The organism is Gammaproteobacteria bacterium (assembly GCA_016705365.1).
Classification (GTDB): Bacteria; Pseudomonadota; Gammaproteobacteria; order Pseudomonadales; family UBA5518; genus UBA5518.
Map to the genome: position 1 here is coordinate 2,032,094 of JADIYI010000008.1, position 17,738 is coordinate 2,049,831.

Here is a 17,738-nt window from a genome sequence, read left to right on the forward strand (position 1 = left end):
GTGCCTTCAGCGAATGACAAGCCGCAACCAAGGGTCTGGGTGATCGGCGCGTATCGGGCCGGCGAGCAGAGCCAGTTGCTGGCACTTGCCGAGGCGCTCGGTTGGCCCTTCGAGGTCAAGACGCTGGTGCATCGTTGGCAGGGCGGGCTGTTCAATCTCTTTCGCGGCACCGGGCTGTTCGGCATCGATCGCGCCCGCTCGGCAGCGCTCGAGGCACCGTGGCCGGATCTGGTGATTGCCGCAGGCATGCGCAACGAGCCGGTGTGCCGCTGGATTCGGCGGGCCTCGGGGGGCAGGACCCGCATCGTGCATATCGGTCGGCCGTGGGCCCGGGCCTGTCAGTTCGACCTGGTGATCACCACCCCGCAGTACCGTCTCGCCAGCGACTCGCGGGTGCTCCAGAACACGCTGACGCTGCACGCGATTACGCGCGGTCGGCTGGAGATCGCGCTCGAGCGTCACCGCGAGCGTTTGCGGCAGTTGCCGTCACCCCATATCGCGGTGATCGTTGGCGGACCGAGCGGTCCCTACGCATTCGGGGTGCATGCGGCCGCGCGCCTGGCGTTGCAGGCGAGTGCGATGGCGCGGGCGCTGGGCGGAAGTCTGCTGATCAGCGGCAGCGCGCGTACGCCCCGAGCCGTGATCGAGACGATCCGGCGCATCGTGGACGTGCCGCACGAGCTGTACCAATGGAAGCCGCAGGATCCGGACAATCCCTATCTGGCGTACCTGGGTTGCGCCGCGCACATCATCGTCAGCTTCGACAGCATCTCCATGCTGTCGGAAGCCTGCGCCACGCGGCGCCCGGTCCATATGTTCGATCTCGAGCGTGATCATGGCGAGGGCGGGGGCAATGCGAAAACGGATCACAGCATCAAGTCACTGGCCTATCGCGCGTTGATGCGCTTTGGTCCGCGACGTCTCGGGCGTGATATCAGCCTGGTGCACGCGCAGCTCGTGCGTGATGGTCGTGCGGTGTGGCTTGGCGAGGAATTCTCGCATGACATCGAGACGCGGGAGAGTGATGTTGCGCGGGCGCGGATGCGGGTGCGCTCACTGCTTGCTCAGGATGCCACGCGTGGCTGAAGAACGGCCTTGCCATCGACCAGCCGGTAGACCCGATCCGCGATATCCACCAGCACGCTCTGGTGAGTGATCGTAAGTATGGTCAGTTCGCCCCGCAAGTCGCTGAGCGTCTGGCGCACTGCATCCGCGCTGTCTCCATCGAGAGCGCTGGTTGCCTCGTCGAGAATCAGCAGCTGCGGGCGTCGCACCAGTGCGCGGGCGATCACCACCCGCTGACGCTGTCCGCCGGACAGCTTGCCGCCGCGCTCGCCAACCGAACTGTGCATCCCCTCGGGCAGGGTGCTGACAAAGTCCCAGGCACCCGCGGCGCGCAACGCGTGCTCGATGTCATCGTCGGAAAGTGCAGGGTCGCCCAGGCTCACGTTGTGAGCCACGCTTTCGTGCAGCAACAGCGTTTCCTGCGGTACATACCCGATCGAGCGCCGCCATTGACGGATATCGATATCGCGCATTGATGTGCCGTCGAGACTGATCGCGCCGGAATCGGGTTTGAGCAGGCCGATGATCAGGTCGACCACCGTGGTTTTGCCGCTGCCGGAAGGGCCTATCAGCGTGACCAGCGAGCCGGCCGGTATTTCCAGGTCGAGACCGTCCAGCACCTGCCGATCGGCATAGGCGAAACAGACGTTCTCCAGCACCAGGCGCTGATGGAGATGCGGGCGATCACCGTCGCGTAATTCCTCCTCCTCGCGCTGTGCCTCGCCGATGGTGCGTCTCATCGACCAGTAGGCGCTCTCGCCGAGGCTCATCTTCTGGTATTGCTTCTGCACTTTCCCGAGCAGCGCGACCATCTGCCCGACCACCACCACCAACACCATGATCTTGGCAAACGGCAGATGGAAGAAGGAGAGCGCGATATAGATGCCGCCGGCAATGATCAGGGTGAACAGAAACTCCTGCGTGGATTCGAGCAGGGCACTGGCAAGTACCTGCCGTTCCAGCGCGCGGTTGAGCCGGGTGGTTTCCATCGACAGTACCGCATCGGCCAGATGTTCCCGACCCATTCCCTTGAGCGGTTTCACCGAGCCCAGGGTATCGGTCATGGTTGCCATCAGCGACAGCAGCACCGAGGTCTGTTTGCGCCCCGCCTGCTTGGTGATGCGAACCAGCGAGTGCGACAGGCCGATGATGATCGAGCCGGCCAGTATTCCGGCAAGCGTGGCCTGCCAAGACACCGCGATGGCGACTGCGGCGTATACCAGGGCCTGCACCAGGAAAGTCAACGCGGTCGCGCCGTTCACGAAGGCATCGGATGCCCGCGATGCTTCGGTGGCAAGGGAGTTGGTGAGCTTGCCAACCGGTTGATTGAGAAAATATTCCCAGCGGCTCAGCAGGATCGCGCGCAGCAATTCGAGGCGCAGGTCGGTGGCGAGACGCGCCGCGGTATAGCCGACCTGTCGCTGCGCAACCAGCAGCAGAACGCCCTTGAACCCGATCGCCACGACCACGACCACCAGCAGGTTGGCCAGCGTGGGTTCGACACCCATATATCCCAGAATTCCGCGCACCGCGTGCTCGAAATCGCCCTCGGCGGCGGAAGGCGCCCCGCCGTTGCCCCCGGACTCCGTCGCGATGGCGATATTCAGCAGCGGAAGCAGCACGGACAGGCCAATCCCCTCGGCAAGGCCGGCCACCAGGAGTGCGAGCAGCGCCAGCAGTGTCGGCAGTGGATAGGCGCGGTAAAAGCTCAACATCAGGGACATGTGGGTTTCCTTGTGCAGTGCCTGCGTTCAGCGCGGACCGCGGGTCACGACCGCCACCAGTCCCGCCAGCAGCACGGCCAGGCAAATCGGAATCAGCACCACGACACTCTGGTCGAGGCCCAACAGCTGGCCGCCGGTATGGAATATCTGGGTCAGGAGATAGAACCCCACGCCGAGCACTGCTCCGCCGAGCACCCGGAATCCGAATGCGCTGCTGCGCATGGTGCCGAAACCGAGACCGATGACCGTGGTGAGCAGCACCATCGCCACTGCCGAGACCGGGAGCGCGATCTTTTGCCAGAACGCCATGCGTACACGCTGATACTCCTGCCCGGATTGTTCGAGGTATCCGGAGTACTCGTAGAGTGCGCTTGGTGACATCGCGGCGAGCGATTGCCCCAGCACCGGCAATTCCGACGCCGACCAGAACGGACCGAGTTCGAGTTCCGCCAGGGACGTCGTGCTCACCTTGCCGTCGATCCAGTCCTTGCGCCGTACATCGATCAGCTTCCAGTTGCGGTCCTTCATCGGCTCGGCGCGGGCGGCGTCGATTGCCGTGACCAGCGCGCCGTGCGCGTCGAACTGATAGAGTGAAATGCCCTCGGGTATCTGTCCGACGCGCAGGTTGCGCACGTTGAACAGGCGCGTTCCGCTGCTCGACCACAAGCCCTGTCCGGCGAGCAGGTCGAAGTTGCCGCTGCGCAGCACGGTGCGCTGCGTTTCTCCCCTCTGGTGCATGCTGGCGACCAGGAATTCGCTCGACAGGCCGAGCAGCAGGGCGAGCAACATGGTCGGTGGAGTGCACAGCAGTACCAGCTGGCGCATCGAGAAGCCGGCTGCCCTTATCACCACCAACTCGCTGGTGCGCGTCAGGCCGGCAAATGCCAGTATGGTACCGAGGGCGGCGACCACCGGCGAAAGTTCCAGGATCCGTTGTGGTGTCGTAAGTGCGATATAGGAAAGCGCGTTCAGAAAAGTGTAGCGCTCGTTCAGATTGTCGACCTCGTCGACCAGCGCCAGCAACGCGAACAGCGAGGTCAGCACCGTGAATACCACCAGCCACCCGCGCAACAGGTGACCGGCGAGAAAGCGACGGATAATCACCGGCGCAGCCCGTGCAGTCGCAAACGCGGCATTGCGAGCAGCAGTGCCAGCAGTGCGAGTGAAGGCACGTAGGCGAGGAGCATTCCGGGGAATGCAGGAATATCACCGTTTTCGAGCCAGTTGCGCACCACGCTGGATGCGGAAAAAAGCAACAGGTAGGCCAGCACCGCAACCGCAAAATCGCGAACCGGGACTGCCTCGGATTGGCACGGCTGAGCGGCACGGCCAGAAGTGTCAGCAGCAGTGTTGCCAGCGGTGTGCTCAGGCGCCACTGCAATTCCGCAATGTCTTTCGGTTCATCGGAAGCGCCGAGCGTGGCCGTATCGACGGCCTTGCGCCGGAACTTGCTGATGCGTTCCTCTTCGGGAAAACGGATCAGGAAACTCGCGAATCGCATGTTGATATCGTGCGGACCCGACTTGTCGAGCAGGTAGGCATGCCCGTCGAAAAACTCCACGGAGCGCGATCCTTCTTCGTCCATGGCATTGATCCTGGCCCGCTCGGCCGCAATCACCTGCGAGCGCCCCGGACGATCTCTCTGCACGAAAACGCCGCGCAACTCGTCGCGATCCTTGTCGACTTCACGCGCATGCAGCACATACCCTCCATTGCCGAGGTCGACGAAGCTGCCAGGCGGGATATTGCCCAGGTCGAATCGGCTGATGGTTGCCTGCTCGAGCGCATAGCTGGTGCCATAGGCCCACGGCCGTACATAGATCGACAGCAGGGCGACGATGACGGCGGCGATCACGCCGATCTTGAAAACCGACCAGAGGAGCTGCATTTCACCGACACCGGCGGCAGCCAGTGCTGCCATTTCGGAGTCCTTGTACCATCGTCCGATCGCGAACAGTATGGCAAGATAGAGTGTGGTCGGTACCAGTACCTCCATCGAAGCGAGTGTGCTCAGGATGATGAGTTGCGTCACCGCCGCAGCGGCGATTTCGCCCGACGCGGCGTCCGCGAGCCGTACTGCGGCGCTGAACGCGATGAACACCGTCACCAGGATCAGCAACCCGGCGAGGAAGGGCTTGACGATTTCCGTTGTGAGATAGCGCTCGATAAGCATGCGCGGCGGTGGTGTCCGTGCTGTTGGTGGCCAGGCAGATCAAGCTGCAGCGCATGACGCTTCGCAAGCAAGGAGCGGGCGCCTGGAACGGCCCTGCTCATGCGCTGCGCCATTGTAATGCAGGAGCCGAGGAGTATTGCCCGGGGTGAGTGATAGTAACGTGAATTCTGCGGCGCGCCGCGGCAGCAGTCCCTTGCTGTGGCTGCTGCTCGGTCACAAGGCCGGCGACAATAACCAGGTCCTCGCGCTGGCTGATGCGCTGGGCTGGCCGCGCGAGGAGAAACGCATTTTCTACCGGGGTTGGGAATTGCTGAGCAATCGGCTGCTCGGCGCGACCCTGGCCGGGGTCGATCGCGGCCGTTCCAGCCCCCTGCAACCGCCCTGGCCGGAACTGGTGATCAGCTCCGGGCGGCGCAATGAACCGGTTGCCCGCTGGATCAGGGAGCAATCCGCAAGCCGCACGCGCATCGTGCACGTGGGGCGCCCGTGGGCGCCGATCGAAACCTTCGACCTGGTCATCAGCACGCCGCAGTACAGCCTGCCCGAACGCGGCAACGTTTTGGTCAACGAGTTGCCCATGCACTGCCTGAACTCTGCGCTGCTCGAGCGGGCAGGCGAGCGCTGGGCGAAGGAACTCTCGTGTTATGCAGCACCGCGAACCGCGGTGCTGCTCGGCGGCAACAGCGGCGCCAGTGTATTCACCCCGCAGAAGGCACGCAGGCTGGGTGTCCTGGTCAACGGCCTGGCTCGCTCCGCCGGTGGCTCGGTCATGGCGACTGACAGTGCCCGTACCCCGCCGCAGGCGATGGACGCATTCCTGGCCGCGATAGACGTGCCGGTGCATTGTCATCGCTGGTCGGCCGGGCGCACCGACAATCCCTATCTTGGATACCTGGCGCTGGCCGATCAGTTCGTGGTGACATCGGACAGCATGTCGATGGTTGCCGAGGCCAGTTTCACGGCGAAGCCGCTGTACCTGTTCAGCCTGGATGACGGCGCCGACTGGTGGCGCCGCTCGTACAATTATCGCTTCAAACCCCTGACTCATCGTCTGGCGATGGCGATCGGTCCGCAGCGAATGCGCCGCAACGTCGATACGATCCTGCAGCACCTGCTCGATACGCGGCGTGCCGCGTGGCTTGGCGAGCGCTGGCCCGGGCATCCGGGCCCTGTGCTTGCCGACCAGGCACAGCGCGCCGCGCTGGCGGTGGCGGCGCTGTTCGTCTGAGCGTGATCAGGCTGCGCGGTTCAGCCCACCGGAAAGCGGGTGCTGTGGCGCGGGTGGCAGATCCGGCGTTGCCTTCAGCACCTCGATCGCGTCATGGCGCACATGATTCTGCCGCATTTCCTCGCGCAGGAAACTCTCGGTCACGATGCCCGTGTCGAGGCACTCCTTCAGCAACCCGAAGAAGAATCGCTCCTGGTTCAGGTCCGGATGCTGCTTGTAACGCCCCATCAGGCCGTATTCGCCAAACAGGTGGCGGCGTGCGCGCATCAGCCAGGCAGCCGGAGGAAACAGGCGGAAGCGCTCGGCAATGCGGTAATCGACCGGCAGGCCCGTCTTCCACGGCTGGGTACGGCGACGCGTGGTATGCAGCATGCGGGTGGCGGCGGTGAACCTGTCGAAATCGTTCCACTCGTTCTCGAACAGGCCGATGCTTCCTTCCGGTTCGCTCTTCAGACAGATCCAGTCCATATAGTCGAAAGTGAAATCGAACATCCGATTGAATCGTTCCTCGACGTGCCAGTGCCCGAGCTTCGAGCAGTCGAGCAGCATCGCGCTGGTGGCAAGGCATTTGTCGATCAGGCCCTTGGTGCCGGAACGCGGCCTGCAGAAGATGGCTTTGCCCTGCATGTCGCGCGCGAAAAGATCCCACACATCCGCGCAGGCGAACACGTCGGGGTCGATGACAACGGCGCGTCCCCTGAAGCCCATCAGTTCGGGTGGCATGAATCGGGTAAGGGTGAAAGACTGCAGATCGTCGTTCAGCCAGACGCGCTTCACGCCGTCGCGCAGGTAGAGCTGCCCTTCGCGCGCATCGAAATACGGGTAATCACGCTTGTCGATGATCCTGACGTCGAATTTGTCGTTGTGCCGCGAATACCGGCGCACGGCATGCTGCGCGACCAGCGCACCGGTGTATTGCTTGTGGTTGGTCTGGATGAAAACGCAATTTTCCATGGTAGGACACTCCACTTCGCTCGGGTTACACGATGTCGCCGGATGCGGCTGTGCGCATCGCCTGGCCTCTGCTCGACGATGTCACGCCGATTGCGGGGCTTGCAGTTCTTCGAGAGGGAAATTGTAGAATTCCGCCAGATCCCTTTTCACCAATTCGTGCATCGCGCGCACCTGCGTGTCATCGAAATAGTCCCGGTAACCGCCGACCTTCGCCTTGCGCACCTTGAACGAATCGGGGTTGCTGGCGTCCTTCGCGACCAGCCGGCTGCCGCTCATCCAGAACGTGCGCCTGGTTTCCATGGCGCGCATGTTCTCGACCGAAGCGAACTGCACGGCATCGGCAATCTGCTCGTCGGTACCCGGAGTGCCGATGAAATCCACGATACGCTTCAGCGTGCCAGCGGTATCGGCGCGCATGTCCTCGTAGCGGACCAGCAGGAAGTCGGCGCACTTCGGTGCTTCGCGGGCCCACAGGTTGAGGTAATCGATGACTTTCGGCAGGCCCGCATCGGCGTCCATCATGAACGGATAGATCCCGAGGTCGGTGCCGTGCTCGGGATAGTCGTTGAGTGCCTTTTTGCCGGGACGCATGCGGAACTTCCACTGGAAGTATTGCGAGACGGTGGTGTCGAGCGGGTTGCGCGCCAGCAGGATCACTTTCTTGCCGTAGTAGTCGCGTTTCGAGTCCGCGTTGCCGGTGTAATCCTTGAGATAGTTGTCATGGGTAAAGAAGATACGCGGTATCGCGGCGTTTTTGCGGTGCAGGTTGTCGAAGCCGATCAGGTGGTGTTCCGGCAGGTTGTGCTTCAGTTGATAGAAGCGCGAGATCAGCACGCGCAGCCAGGTGCGGCCGCTCTTGCCAAAAGACACGACCACGCAATCGGCCAGTTCGAGCTTGCGAAACTCTTCCTTGCCACGCATCCTGCGCTCGAGCCGGATCCTGCGCTCGGCCGGTAGCCAGAAGCAGAAGCCCAACACCAGAAATCGCGAGATTTTCTTGAATACCGTGTGCATCTGAAAAGCCGTCAAATTGTTGGCGAAAACTCTAGCACGGGCACGCAAGTTGCTCATTACCTATCCGCGGTACTTTGCCTGCACGGGAAAAGGTAATTGTGCGGCGCTTCATCGAGGTCGCGAAAGGTCCCGGACCGGCTTCGCGGACGCCACCGGATGCGGTCAAATGCACATGGCAAGCGCCACCAACTCTGGTAGCATTTCCCTGCGAATGGAGCGCCGGGCGGTTGCCACCGAGTTCGACCCCCCGGCGGAGTTCCGCAGTGGAACCTGCGAATTTCTGCCGTCGCTGTTGCAGTGCCGGCGTGTGGAGGTTGCGGTGGAATATATCGATGCAAAGGCGCTGTCTGCCATGGATCCGTCCGTGTTTCAGCATGCGGAACCGTTTCCGTGGATCAATCCGGCCGGTTTCCTGACTGATGCGGGCTTCGCCCGCCTGGTGGCGAACCTTCCCGATGTCAGTCAGTTCACCTCGGCCATCGACGCAATGCGGGTGCGCAAGTACGGGCAAAAGAATCACGATCGCTTTGTGCTCGAGTACGTCGATGGCATTGACATTCCCTTGCCGTGGCAGGAGCTCATAGACGAGTTGCGCGGCGATCGTTACCGGGCCTTCATCGCCTCACTGCTGGGACACCGGCATTTCCGCTTCCGTTTCCACTGGCACTACACGCCGGGCAGTTGCAGTGTCTCGCCGCATTGCGATTCGAGGACCAAGCTGGGCTCGCATATTTTCTATCTCAATACGCGTCCTTCCTGGGATCCCGCATGGGGCGGCGAAACGGTCATTCTCGATGACCACGGGCGTTTCGACGTCGACTCGAGCCCGGCGTTCGAGGATTTCGACTCCGCGGTTCCCGCGCAGACCATGGATAACCGCAGCCTGATCTTTTCCCGGCGCGGCAATTCCTGGCACGGTGTGCGGGCGATCGAATGCCCGGAGGGTGCCTTGCGCAAGGTGTTCATCGTCGTGTTCGAGGATTATCGTCGCGTCAGGATGCTGACAAAACGCATGACCCGCCTGATCAAGGGCAAGCCGTTGGTGGCGGAGAAAGAACTCGGCATGTACTGAGGGCCGCACTACTGCCGGGCCCGGCAGTGTTTTCCGTCAGACCAGCGTGACCGGAATGCCGCAGGCATCCGCGGTAACGTGATAATCCGGATCCTCGCTGTCGGCATCGACGATGAATTCGGAGCGGCTGTTGCCGACGAACAGGTGATTGAACATCACCGCGGACGAGTAATAGCCGATCACCATGCGATACGGATGCGCCAGCAGGTGCTCCTCGAGAATGCCGCTCAATTCCAGCTCGATCCAGTCCGGAGCGTGCGTGGCAATGAATTCGATCCCGCGCCGGTTCTTCGGGTGCATGCGGAATTTCACCGGCTGCCCGAAGGATTTTTCCCTTGCGGCCAGCACGAAGGCCTCGCTGATGCCACGCAGGCCACCGAGCACCAGCACCTCGTCGAATGGCGGCTGTTGCGACCGGGCGAGCGGCACGATCACCACCTTTTGCGGGTCGGCGTGAATGGTGCGTGCCTCGAAGTGATAGATCCTGTCGAGAAAGGGACTGTAGGAGCCCGACTTGTGGCGCGTGCTCGCCGGTTCCACGCCGATGAACAACCGGAACAGCCACGCCGGTACCCTGCGCCCCTTGGCAACGCCCGGCAGCTGCCGCAGCAGCGCTGCGCCGTCGGGAATCATGTTGTACTCGACGCTGGGGCAATTGCGCTCGAGAAGCTTGCGCAGCGCGTAGACAAACGACTCATTGTAATAGGGGCAGAACACGCGCACCTGCTGCCCGCGCAACCCGAGCTCGCCGAAGACGCGGTGCGCAAAGCGGCGCTTGCCGGCTTTCTTGCCGAAGAGCCGGGTGAGCGGGTCGCTGGCATCGACATGCACCACCGGATAACGCAGCGCAGCGCGGCGCTCGATGCCTTCGCGCGGCTGGTACATCGCGTAGGAGACCTGCTCCAGTCCGAGGTGCTCGATCAGCAACGTCGAAAAATAATATTGAAAGCCGGTGCTCAGTACAAACAGGTTCACGGTCATGTCCGGACTTCCTCCGCGCGGGCTGTCGATTCATCGGGGTCATGGAACCCGAGCTCCCTGAAATCCGCGATCTGGCGATGGATACACCGCTCCCGGCCGTCGTGCCAGTCCGATGCGCCGTAGACATAGATGAAATCGAGACCGAACTCTTCGGCCAACTGCATGTCGAGCTCGGCGTCACCGAAATAAACGGATCGGCCGCGGAACGCAGCGGCCTCGCGAAGGGCGTGCATGTTGTCGCGCTTGGGGGTCGGGCTGCCGCGTATCGAAGCAAAGTACCGATCGAGGTCGCGCGCGCGGAATACCGAGCGCACTTCGTTCTCGGCACCACCGGTAACCACGTGTGCCACGACTTTTTGCGGGATTGCCGCGAGCAGTGCCGCGACGCCGGGGATCAGCCGGCAGCGCAGCAGTTCGCGGGCACAGATGTCCGCGTAATCGCGCAGCAACTGTTCCAGGAGGCGCTCCCGATCGGCCGCGGGCACCTCGAGCAGTACGTCGAGCAGATAGGCAAACTTCGCATTGCGACTGATGCCGCCGTGGCGCTGGTGATAATCGACAAAAGCCGCGGAAACGGATGGGCCAAAAGCCGCGCTGACCGTCAGAAAGGCCGCGCTCTTTATTGCATTGGAGTCGAGGATCACTCCATCGCAATCGAACACCAGCGTGGCATATTCAGCGAGCGCGAAGTGCATGGAGCACGCGCTCGAGATCCTCGGGCGTATCTACGGCAATGCTCGCCGAGTCCAGTTCGACCATGCGCACCTCTATGCCCAGGTCGAGAAAACGCAGGATTTCGATATCCTCGATGCGCTCTATCGCCCCCTTGGCACTCACCGCCGTATAGGCTGCCAGCTGCGCCGGCGAAAAGCAGTAGATGCACACCTGCTTCCAGGCTTTTTCGAAGACGCCACCCTTGTTGGCGGGAATCGCCGCGCGGCTCATGTACAGCAACCGGGCATCGTGCGTGGCGACGACCTTGGGGACGTGCCGGGACCAGTAATCCCGCTCGTCGCGGATCGCGGTCATCGCGTTGACGACCGCGCCGCCGTAACGCCGGTAGGCACCGACCACGGCGATGATGTCGGCGGGGTCCAGTATCGGCTCGTCACCCTGCACGTTGACCAGGAAGTCGTAGTCGAGCCCCAGCGCCGCCTCGGCAACCCGGTCGGTGCCGGTGAGGCAGTCGGGGGAGGTCATCAGCACCCGCGCCCCGAATCCTTCGCAGACAGTCTTTATTCGCGGATCATCGGTAGCCACGTAGACATGCTCTGCCGACGTGGTCGCAATGCAGCGCTCCCATACGTGGCGGATCATCGGCTTGCCGAGGATATCGGCCAGCGGCTTGCCCGGAAAGCGCGAGGAGGCAAAGCGCGCCGGAATCACGATGGCATGATCGGAACTACCGGTAGCTGGCATAGATCGAGCCCTGCAGCACGGGATAGTTGGTGGGCGTGAGCGCGGTCAGGGAGACCTCACCGCACACGGGTGTCACGATTCTCAGCAGCTGCAGCATTTCCGACTGGCGCGAGTCATCGGCATGAAAGCCGTCGAAACCGACCAGGAATATCCTCTTCGCCTTGCCCGCGATGCACAGCGCCAAGGCGTACGCAAATGCCAGTGGCACCGGGATGATGCAGCCGTTGGCGCGCGCCTCGAAATGCTCGGACTGCATCACGCAGTCGTACTCGTGCATCTCGGTCGCCGCGAGCTTTTGTTGCATGGCGGCATCCTGAAAGCGTTTCGCGGAGTAGATCGGCTTGCCGCAGGCGGCAAGAAAATCCGCCTCGTACAGCAAGCGGAACTGATCCACGCAGATGATGCGGTCCACCAGCGTGCTGTCGATCGCGGCCTGATGGTTCAGCGTGACCACCAGGGGATGGTGCTCGCGGATGAACAGTTCGATGTCGGGTGCGTATTGCTGGACGCTGCCGCCTGCGCCGATCAGCATCACATCGGCACCGGCAAACGGGCTGAGGTCGGTGTCGGGCGCGTGTTCGTCGAGAGGCCGGTCATCGCGGAACGAATGCAGCGAACGCTCGATCTCGTTCTGGCTGAAGCTGGTCGAATTGCGCCCGGACAGGGATTGCAGCGCGGAAAATTTCTCGCGCGGGCTGTAGCGCGGGTCCGTTATCAGCGTCTGCGCAAACATCGGATGGATCTGGTGCAGCGCGGAATAGTGATAGAAAAAACTCGCACCCCAGCCGTATTGATCCTTGAGCGGCTGGAAACCGTCAACGCATACCGAGGTCAGTTCCTCCAGCCGCGATTGTTTCAGGCCGCGCGCTTCGAGTTCGCACAGCAGTATCTCGAGTTCCGCGTTGCCCGCGCCCCGTCCCATTCCGGTTACCGTGGCATCCACGAAGCTCGCGCCGCAATCGATCGCGGCGAGCGTGTTCTGTATCGCCAGGGACTTGTTGTTGTGGGCGTGGATTCCCACTTCACCTTGCCAGCCGCCCGCCAATGCCTCGATCACCTGTCCTACTTCGCTCGGATTCATCGAGCCGAACGAATCGGCAAAATACAGGACATCCAGCGAGCCCCAGGATTGCAGCATTTGCGCAAGCTCGGTGAGGTACCCGGACGGTTTGCCAGCGGCCTGCATCATGTTGAGCCCGACCTTGTAGCCAAGCTCGACGAGCCGCGCCACCACGGCCTGGCAATGGGCTATTTCCCCGAGATGGGCGGCAATTCGTACCCACTCGACCCGTGACCCGGCACGTGGTTGAAACAGCGCATCCACCCGGCGCACCGGATCATCCTCACCGCCCAGCAGCGATTTTGCGTCCACCATGACGGCAAGCGACAGGCTGGCGGGAATATCCAGGGTGCCGAGAAACGCATCGGTGGAGTAGGCGTGAGGGCCCAGAAAGCTGGCCTGCGGGAAATTGCGGAAACCGATCTCGACGATATCGACCTGCGCGGCAGCCATGGCCCGCAGATACTCCTCGGTCAGTTCGCGCGGGAAACACCAGTTGTTGTAATAGCCGCCGTCGCGGAGGGTGCAGTCGAGTATACGGAGCGTCATGGTCATGCATACCAGGATGGGCCGGGAGGCGCATGAAAGCTGCAGTTTTCATGCCGTGGCGTCCCGTTGGCCAGTGCCTGCATTATATGGGTCGTATCCGGGAGCGGCCACCCCCGTCAGACGGTAGAAATTGTGTCCATCGAGGGCCGGTTGTCACCGGTATCAACGTGCATCGCGGGCAGGCGACTCGCCCGTCATCGCCAGCACCGCACGGGTCCGCTCCGTGGCGCGCTCCAGATCCTGCTCCGGCATGAACTTGCCCGATGGCAGGAATCCGCGGCGGATATCCGACGCACAACCGTTCTGCTCGAGATAGGAATAGAACGCGTCAAAACTTCGCGGCAGGCGAATTATCCGTGAATCGACGACGCGTTTGAGCAGTGCGGCGAGCAGACCGCTACGAACGTGCCCGTCATCGATCGGCGCGACCGCGAGGATGAACCGATGCCAGTAATCGTAGATGGCGTTCCTGAACGGAAGTCGATAGATCGCCAGTGCCTTGCCCTCGCGCACCACGTCGCAGATCATCGAGATGCTGTCACCGGTCACGATGAAGCGATCGCATTGCGCCAGCGCATTCGCATAATCGGAGGTGGTGTGCGCTCCCGCACTCCATTGGCAGAGGCGGGCGTGGGGAGGCAGGTTGCCGGCTATCCAGGCGACCACCGCCGCGGGCGTTCGGCGGCTGGTCACGAAACGTATCGCTGCCGCTGCCCGCTGCTCGCAGGCGAGTTTCAGCAACTCCATTGCCTCGGCTTCGCCAAGCCTGAAGCTGCGCGTTGGGCCGCCGATCAATACGGCCAGCTCGCCGGCTCCCGGGGTTGATTGCGCGCTGCCCGGCGGCAAATCCGGCTGGCGGCCGCGCTGCGGCTCGTTGTCCAGCGGCAGCGCGATACGCATGATCCTGGGGTCATCGGCGGTGATGTACTGGCACGATGAAATCACCAGCGCGAATTCACGCAGATAGCGTGGCTGGCGGCCAATCAGGATGATCCGCGTGTGGCGCTTCGACCGGGCCCGGATCCACAGCGCCACCATTCCCGGACGACGCCCGATCGTGATGATGAGGTCGGGCCAGGGTGCGCCAAGGCGGTCGGATCGTTCGAGGTCGATATGGGCGATGGACGGGCGAAACCACGGCTTTCCCTTGACGAAACCGGGCTTCGGAAACACGAACCGGGTCTCGTAGGCGCAACCGAGGCGGTCGGCCAGGCTGAAAACCTGCTTGTTGTCTCCCTGCTTGTCGGAGAGCAGCAGCCAGATCAGGGGCCGCGCGGGCGACGGGGATTTGGTGTCCTCACACGGCATCAGCGCAGCACTCCGTCGCGATAGAGCCGCCACATGAAGCCCCAGACGAACAGCAGCGGATACTTGCGCACCTTCGGGGGGATGGTGATCACCTTTCCGCTGTGCCGCTCAAGCTTCCAGGCAATGTAATCGAAACCGCCCTCGAAGGTGAACAGGGCTTTGAACAAGCGCAATACCGACAGCAATTTGCCGGATGCGCGGCGCAGGGCCCAGGCCAGTCTTGCGTGTTGGCGAACGCGGTCTGGCGGCGCTGCACGGTAGTTGCGGCCATCGACTTCAAACGACCAGCGCAATTGCACCGCTACTGCTTCGGTTGCCTGCTGAAAAAAACCGGCGCCGTATTCGACCAGGGTCGAGGGTCGTCGGCTGCCCTCGGCGCGCAGTTCGGTCGCGTAGCTCAGTACGAGTCCGCGCTCCCACAATTCACTGATCGTGCCGTTCGGCGGCGCGCACGGCAGCGTGCGATCGAGCAGCGTGATGACCGCGCGGCGAAGGCAGCTGCGCACCCTGTCGCGGGTGGTGTCGTCGGCGCTGAATGCCAGTGCAACCGGTTGACTGAAACGACCCCAGATATAGGATTCGAACCACTTGCGCGATACCCCGCGTTCGAGATCCCCGATGGACAGCACGGCGTACTTGCAGCGCACGCTGCCCTCCCCGACAGCTCGCTGGAGATAATAGACATTCGGGGCCAGCACGCGGTTGGCGAACGCACTCAGGAAATGGGTGTGTGCCTGCCGATACCCGCTGACGATCACGTAGAGATCGACCAGCCCGTCGAACAGATCGCCGCTGCGCAGACAGGATCCGTAGAACAGCACCGCCAGCACGCTGCCCTTGTGCCGTTGCTGCAGTGATTCGAGCAATGCGTCGAGAGCCGCGCGAGCCTGTTCGTCGCCTTCGAAAGCCGGGCCGAATGGCTCCACGGCTAGATTCTCAGGAAACGTGCGTTGCCGGCCACGCCCACGTGCAGCGGACCGCTGCCCGGTGCGACGTGGTGCAGTTCGCCGTCGAGCGTGAACGCGCCGTTGAAATCGAGCTGAACCGAATCCAGCCGGGCGCTGTGATAACCGGTATCCGCGCGCACGCATTGCGCGGGGCGGCCGCGCAGCACGGAGGGAAGCGAACGCATGAACTGCTGCGCACCGCGCTCGATGGCGGTGATACGCAAGGCTTCCTCGCCCGGACCCCAGAACGGGTGGATGCCGAGAAACAAACGCTGCAGTGTGCTGATGACCAGCAGCATGAATTCGCCATCGAGCGGAGCAGCGCAACCTGGTGTGCTGATGTGTATCTCGAGCGGCCGGGCAAATCCCTCGTGCCCGCGCATCATGCCCCACAAGGTGCGGATCATCGCGACTCCCGAACTGAATTCACTGCGCATGCCGCGCGATCTTACCTGCTCGTGCCAGTATTCAATACCGTCAACCACGGCACCCACGCCAAACACCAGGCCGCAACCGAGCGATTCACCGGTGGCATTGCGCACGCTGATTATCGGACGCTGGACTATCCGTGCGCCGCGTTGCACGCCTCGCGCCCAGGCCAGCAGTTTCAGCACCGATCCCTGGAGACTGCCGCGTATTCCCACGTCGCCGACGGTCACGTTGGTGGTGCCGCCCGGCAGTGCGCACAGCAGAGGCGGTGATTCGAACGCGGTTCCCGTCACCAGTTCACCCAGTACATGCGCCACGCTGCCGTCGCCACCGTTGATGGCCAGCACATTGACGCCTGCGCGTCCCAGCTCGGTCATGGCGAGCGCAATGTCCTCGCTGCGCGCAGTGACGATATGGAAGGCGCCGGGGGTCAGATCCAGCATTGCGCTGATGCTGCTCAGGTGGCGGCGATTCCGGCCGCTGTTGGGATTGGAGATCATTCCGAGGCGAACAGCCTGCGGGGTTGCGGAAAGCGTCGCAGGGGTTTCATTGATCATGGATTTTCGTTTTCGGTGCGAACGCTTTCGATCAGCGAAGTATAGCGATGCGCCGCGACCGCCAGGGTCATGGCTGGCAGTTCCGCTCGAGTACCGCCTTCGTGATTGCCACGGGCACGACTCCAAGGTAGGTGGAGCCCTGGATGCGCAGTGGTATCGCCGTGCGAACATCGATGTCGATCGCCAGTTCGCCGCTCAGTTCGAGCAGGCTGAAGCGGTCCTGTTCGGGTTCCGTGCCGAGCAATTGTGCGTTGATCGAAACACGCCGCGCGGCGCGGGATTCGTTCATCGGCGTTTCCCGGCCATCCTCGACCAGAGTGAATTTCGCCGCGAGATTCTGCTCGGGGCCGAGTTCAAGCGTGACCCGATAGAGTTGGGTGTCGGTGAATACCAGGTGCGTGGAGGAGTTTGTCTGCGCATCGCGCACCAGCCTGGCAGCATGATCGATCAGCATCAGCGGAGTGATCACCGGATCATCGGTGCTGATCGTTACCGGATACGCGATCTGCCTGCTGTTGGTCGGGATCCAGCCCGATGCGGGCGCCGGTTCGCGGCGCTCGCGCCATACTCCATCGCTCGCGAAACGGTACAGTTTCTGCCTGCGGTCGCGGCCCTGGGTGGTGCGCAGGCTCTGCAATACCGCACCGTTGCCCGGGTCGAACCATGTGTCGAGCTCGCCCTGGCTGCGTGCGGCACTGAAGGTGACGTGAATTTTCCCGATAGCGGAAGACGTCGCCGGCAACACGGGAAGAGCGGTCGCGCCCTGCAGTTCCGCGACGGCAGTGGCGGTTGCCATGGTCTGGTATTGGATGACCGTCGTCGCGGCGACCCAGGAGTTGCTTGCCGCGAAATGCAGTTCCTTCCAGCATGCGTTTGCCGTCGCATGGCCTGTCTGACAAATCAGCCACGCAAACGCCACCAGCCCCAGCCGCCGAGTTGCCAACAACAAATGCCTTCCTCCGTGATCCGCGAGGCGATCATTGTGTCTTTGTAACGCACAAACGAAAAGGGGCTGGCTCGTGCCAACCCCCTCGTCAATATGGCTCCGCCTGCCGGGCTCGAACCAGCAACCCATTGATTGGCAAATTCCAATCAATGCGTCGGCTGGCATTGCGACACTACACATGAAGCGCTGAAAGGCATTGTATTACAGCGCATTAGCGGTTGTCAGTGTGTTCGGGTGGAGGCGCCGTACACGCTGCTGCACACCGGGAAATAAACTGCGGCGGGCTTACTCGTAGTCGTCCGGCCCGGGCTA

At 62.6% G+C, this 17,738-nt stretch carries 15 protein-coding genes and 1 pseudogene; 3 read left to right on the forward strand and 13 right to left on the reverse strand.

Translation table 11 applies throughout. The annotated features are described in order from the left end of the window. Nucleotides 1–1,086: a mitochondrial fission ELM1 family protein gene (locus IPF49_16910; protein ID MBK6289281.1), complete on the forward strand. Its 1,086-nt coding sequence runs from the start codon at nucleotides 1–3 to the stop codon at nucleotides 1,084–1,086. Here the strand turns inward: IPF49_16910 and IPF49_16915 are convergent. The 3 genes and pseudogenes from IPF49_16915 to lptF all read right to left on the reverse strand — a co-directional run bounded on the left by IPF49_16915 (nucleotide 1,065) and on the right by lptF (nucleotide 4,962). Continuing rightward, nucleotides 1,065–2,789, reverse strand: a complete 1,725-nt coding sequence (locus IPF49_16915) for an ABC transporter ATP-binding protein (GenBank protein ID MBK6289282.1) — start codon at nucleotides 2,787–2,789, stop codon at nucleotides 1,065–1,067. The genes IPF49_16910 and IPF49_16915 overlap by 22 nt on opposite strands. A gap of 27 nt (nucleotides 2,790–2,816) precedes the next feature. Continuing rightward, nucleotides 2,817–3,893 (reverse strand): LPS export ABC transporter permease LptG, encoded by a 1,077-nt coding sequence (gene lptG / locus IPF49_16920; protein MBK6289283.1) that lies wholly within the window; start codon nucleotides 3,891–3,893, stop codon nucleotides 2,817–2,819. A gap of 181 nt (nucleotides 3,894–4,074) precedes the next feature. Next, nucleotides 4,075–4,962: pseudogene (gene lptF / locus IPF49_16925) on the reverse strand (LPS export ABC transporter permease LptF). A 193-nt stretch (nucleotides 4,963–5,155) separates the two neighbouring features. Between lptF and IPF49_16930 the strand changes: the two are divergent. Continuing rightward, nucleotides 5,156–6,190 carry a mitochondrial fission ELM1 family protein gene (locus IPF49_16930; protein MBK6289284.1) on the forward strand — a complete coding sequence of 345 codons (1,035 nt, stop codon included), beginning with the start codon at nucleotides 5,156–5,158 and terminating at the stop codon, nucleotides 6,188–6,190. A gap of 6 nt (nucleotides 6,191–6,196) precedes the next feature. Here IPF49_16930 and IPF49_16935 read toward each other — a convergent pair whose 3' ends face one another. After that, on the reverse strand, nucleotides 6,197–7,144 hold the full coding sequence (locus IPF49_16935) for a hypothetical protein (protein MBK6289285.1): 948 nt from the start codon (nucleotides 7,142–7,144) through the stop codon (nucleotides 6,197–6,199). Between the two features lie 81 nt (nucleotides 7,145–7,225). After that, nucleotides 7,226–8,158, reverse strand: coding sequence for a sulfotransferase domain-containing protein (locus IPF49_16940; GenBank protein ID MBK6289286.1), 933 nt, complete (start codon nucleotides 8,156–8,158; stop codon nucleotides 7,226–7,228). Nucleotides 8,159–8,477: 319 nt separating this feature from the next. On the opposite strand from IPF49_16940, the gene IPF49_16945 reads away from it, so the two are divergent. After that, nucleotides 8,478–9,230, forward strand: coding sequence for a hypothetical protein (locus tag IPF49_16945; protein MBK6289287.1), 753 nt, complete (start codon nucleotides 8,478–8,480; stop codon nucleotides 9,228–9,230). 36 nt (nucleotides 9,231–9,266) lie between these two features. Here the strand turns inward: IPF49_16945 and IPF49_16950 are convergent, their stop codons facing one another. The 8 genes from IPF49_16950 to IPF49_16985 all read right to left on the reverse strand — a co-directional run bounded on the left by IPF49_16950 (nucleotide 9,267) and on the right by IPF49_16985 (nucleotide 17,429). After that, nucleotides 9,267–10,211 (reverse strand): hypothetical protein, encoded by a 945-nt coding sequence (locus tag IPF49_16950; protein MBK6289288.1) that lies wholly within the window; start codon nucleotides 10,209–10,211, stop codon nucleotides 9,267–9,269. Further along, nucleotides 10,208–10,906, reverse strand: a complete 699-nt coding sequence (locus IPF49_16955; protein ID MBK6289289.1) for an HAD family hydrolase — start codon at nucleotides 10,904–10,906, stop codon at nucleotides 10,208–10,210. The genes IPF49_16950 and IPF49_16955 overlap by 4 nt, the downstream gene beginning before the upstream one ends. Then, nucleotides 10,887–11,630: a 3-deoxy-manno-octulosonate cytidylyltransferase gene (locus IPF49_16960; GenBank protein ID MBK6289290.1), complete on the reverse strand. Its 744-nt coding sequence runs from the start codon at nucleotides 11,628–11,630 to the stop codon at nucleotides 10,887–10,889. The genes IPF49_16955 and IPF49_16960 overlap by 20 nt, the downstream gene beginning before the upstream one ends. Next, on the reverse strand, nucleotides 11,614–13,239 hold the full coding sequence (locus IPF49_16965) for an aldolase (GenBank protein ID MBK6289291.1): 1,626 nt from the start codon (nucleotides 13,237–13,239) through the stop codon (nucleotides 11,614–11,616). The genes IPF49_16960 and IPF49_16965 overlap by 17 nt, the downstream gene beginning before the upstream one ends. Before the next feature lie 162 nt (nucleotides 13,240–13,401). After that, a complete protein-coding gene (locus tag IPF49_16970) occupies nucleotides 13,402–14,547 on the reverse strand; it encodes a mitochondrial fission ELM1 family protein (GenBank protein MBK6289292.1) in 1,146 nt (381 codons plus the stop codon). Continuing rightward, nucleotides 14,547–15,473: a hypothetical protein gene (locus tag IPF49_16975; protein ID MBK6289293.1), complete on the reverse strand. Its 927-nt coding sequence runs from the start codon at nucleotides 15,471–15,473 to the stop codon at nucleotides 14,547–14,549. The genes IPF49_16970 and IPF49_16975 overlap by 1 nt, the downstream gene beginning before the upstream one ends. A 2-nt stretch (nucleotides 15,474–15,475) precedes the next feature. After that, a complete protein-coding gene (locus IPF49_16980; protein ID MBK6289294.1) occupies nucleotides 15,476–16,480 on the reverse strand; it encodes a hypothetical protein in 1,005 nt (334 codons plus the stop codon). 67 nt (nucleotides 16,481–16,547) lie between these two features. Then, a complete protein-coding gene (locus IPF49_16985) occupies nucleotides 16,548–17,429 on the reverse strand; it encodes a hypothetical protein (protein MBK6289295.1) in 882 nt (293 codons plus the stop codon). Nucleotides 17,430–17,738 lie beyond the last annotated feature (309 nt).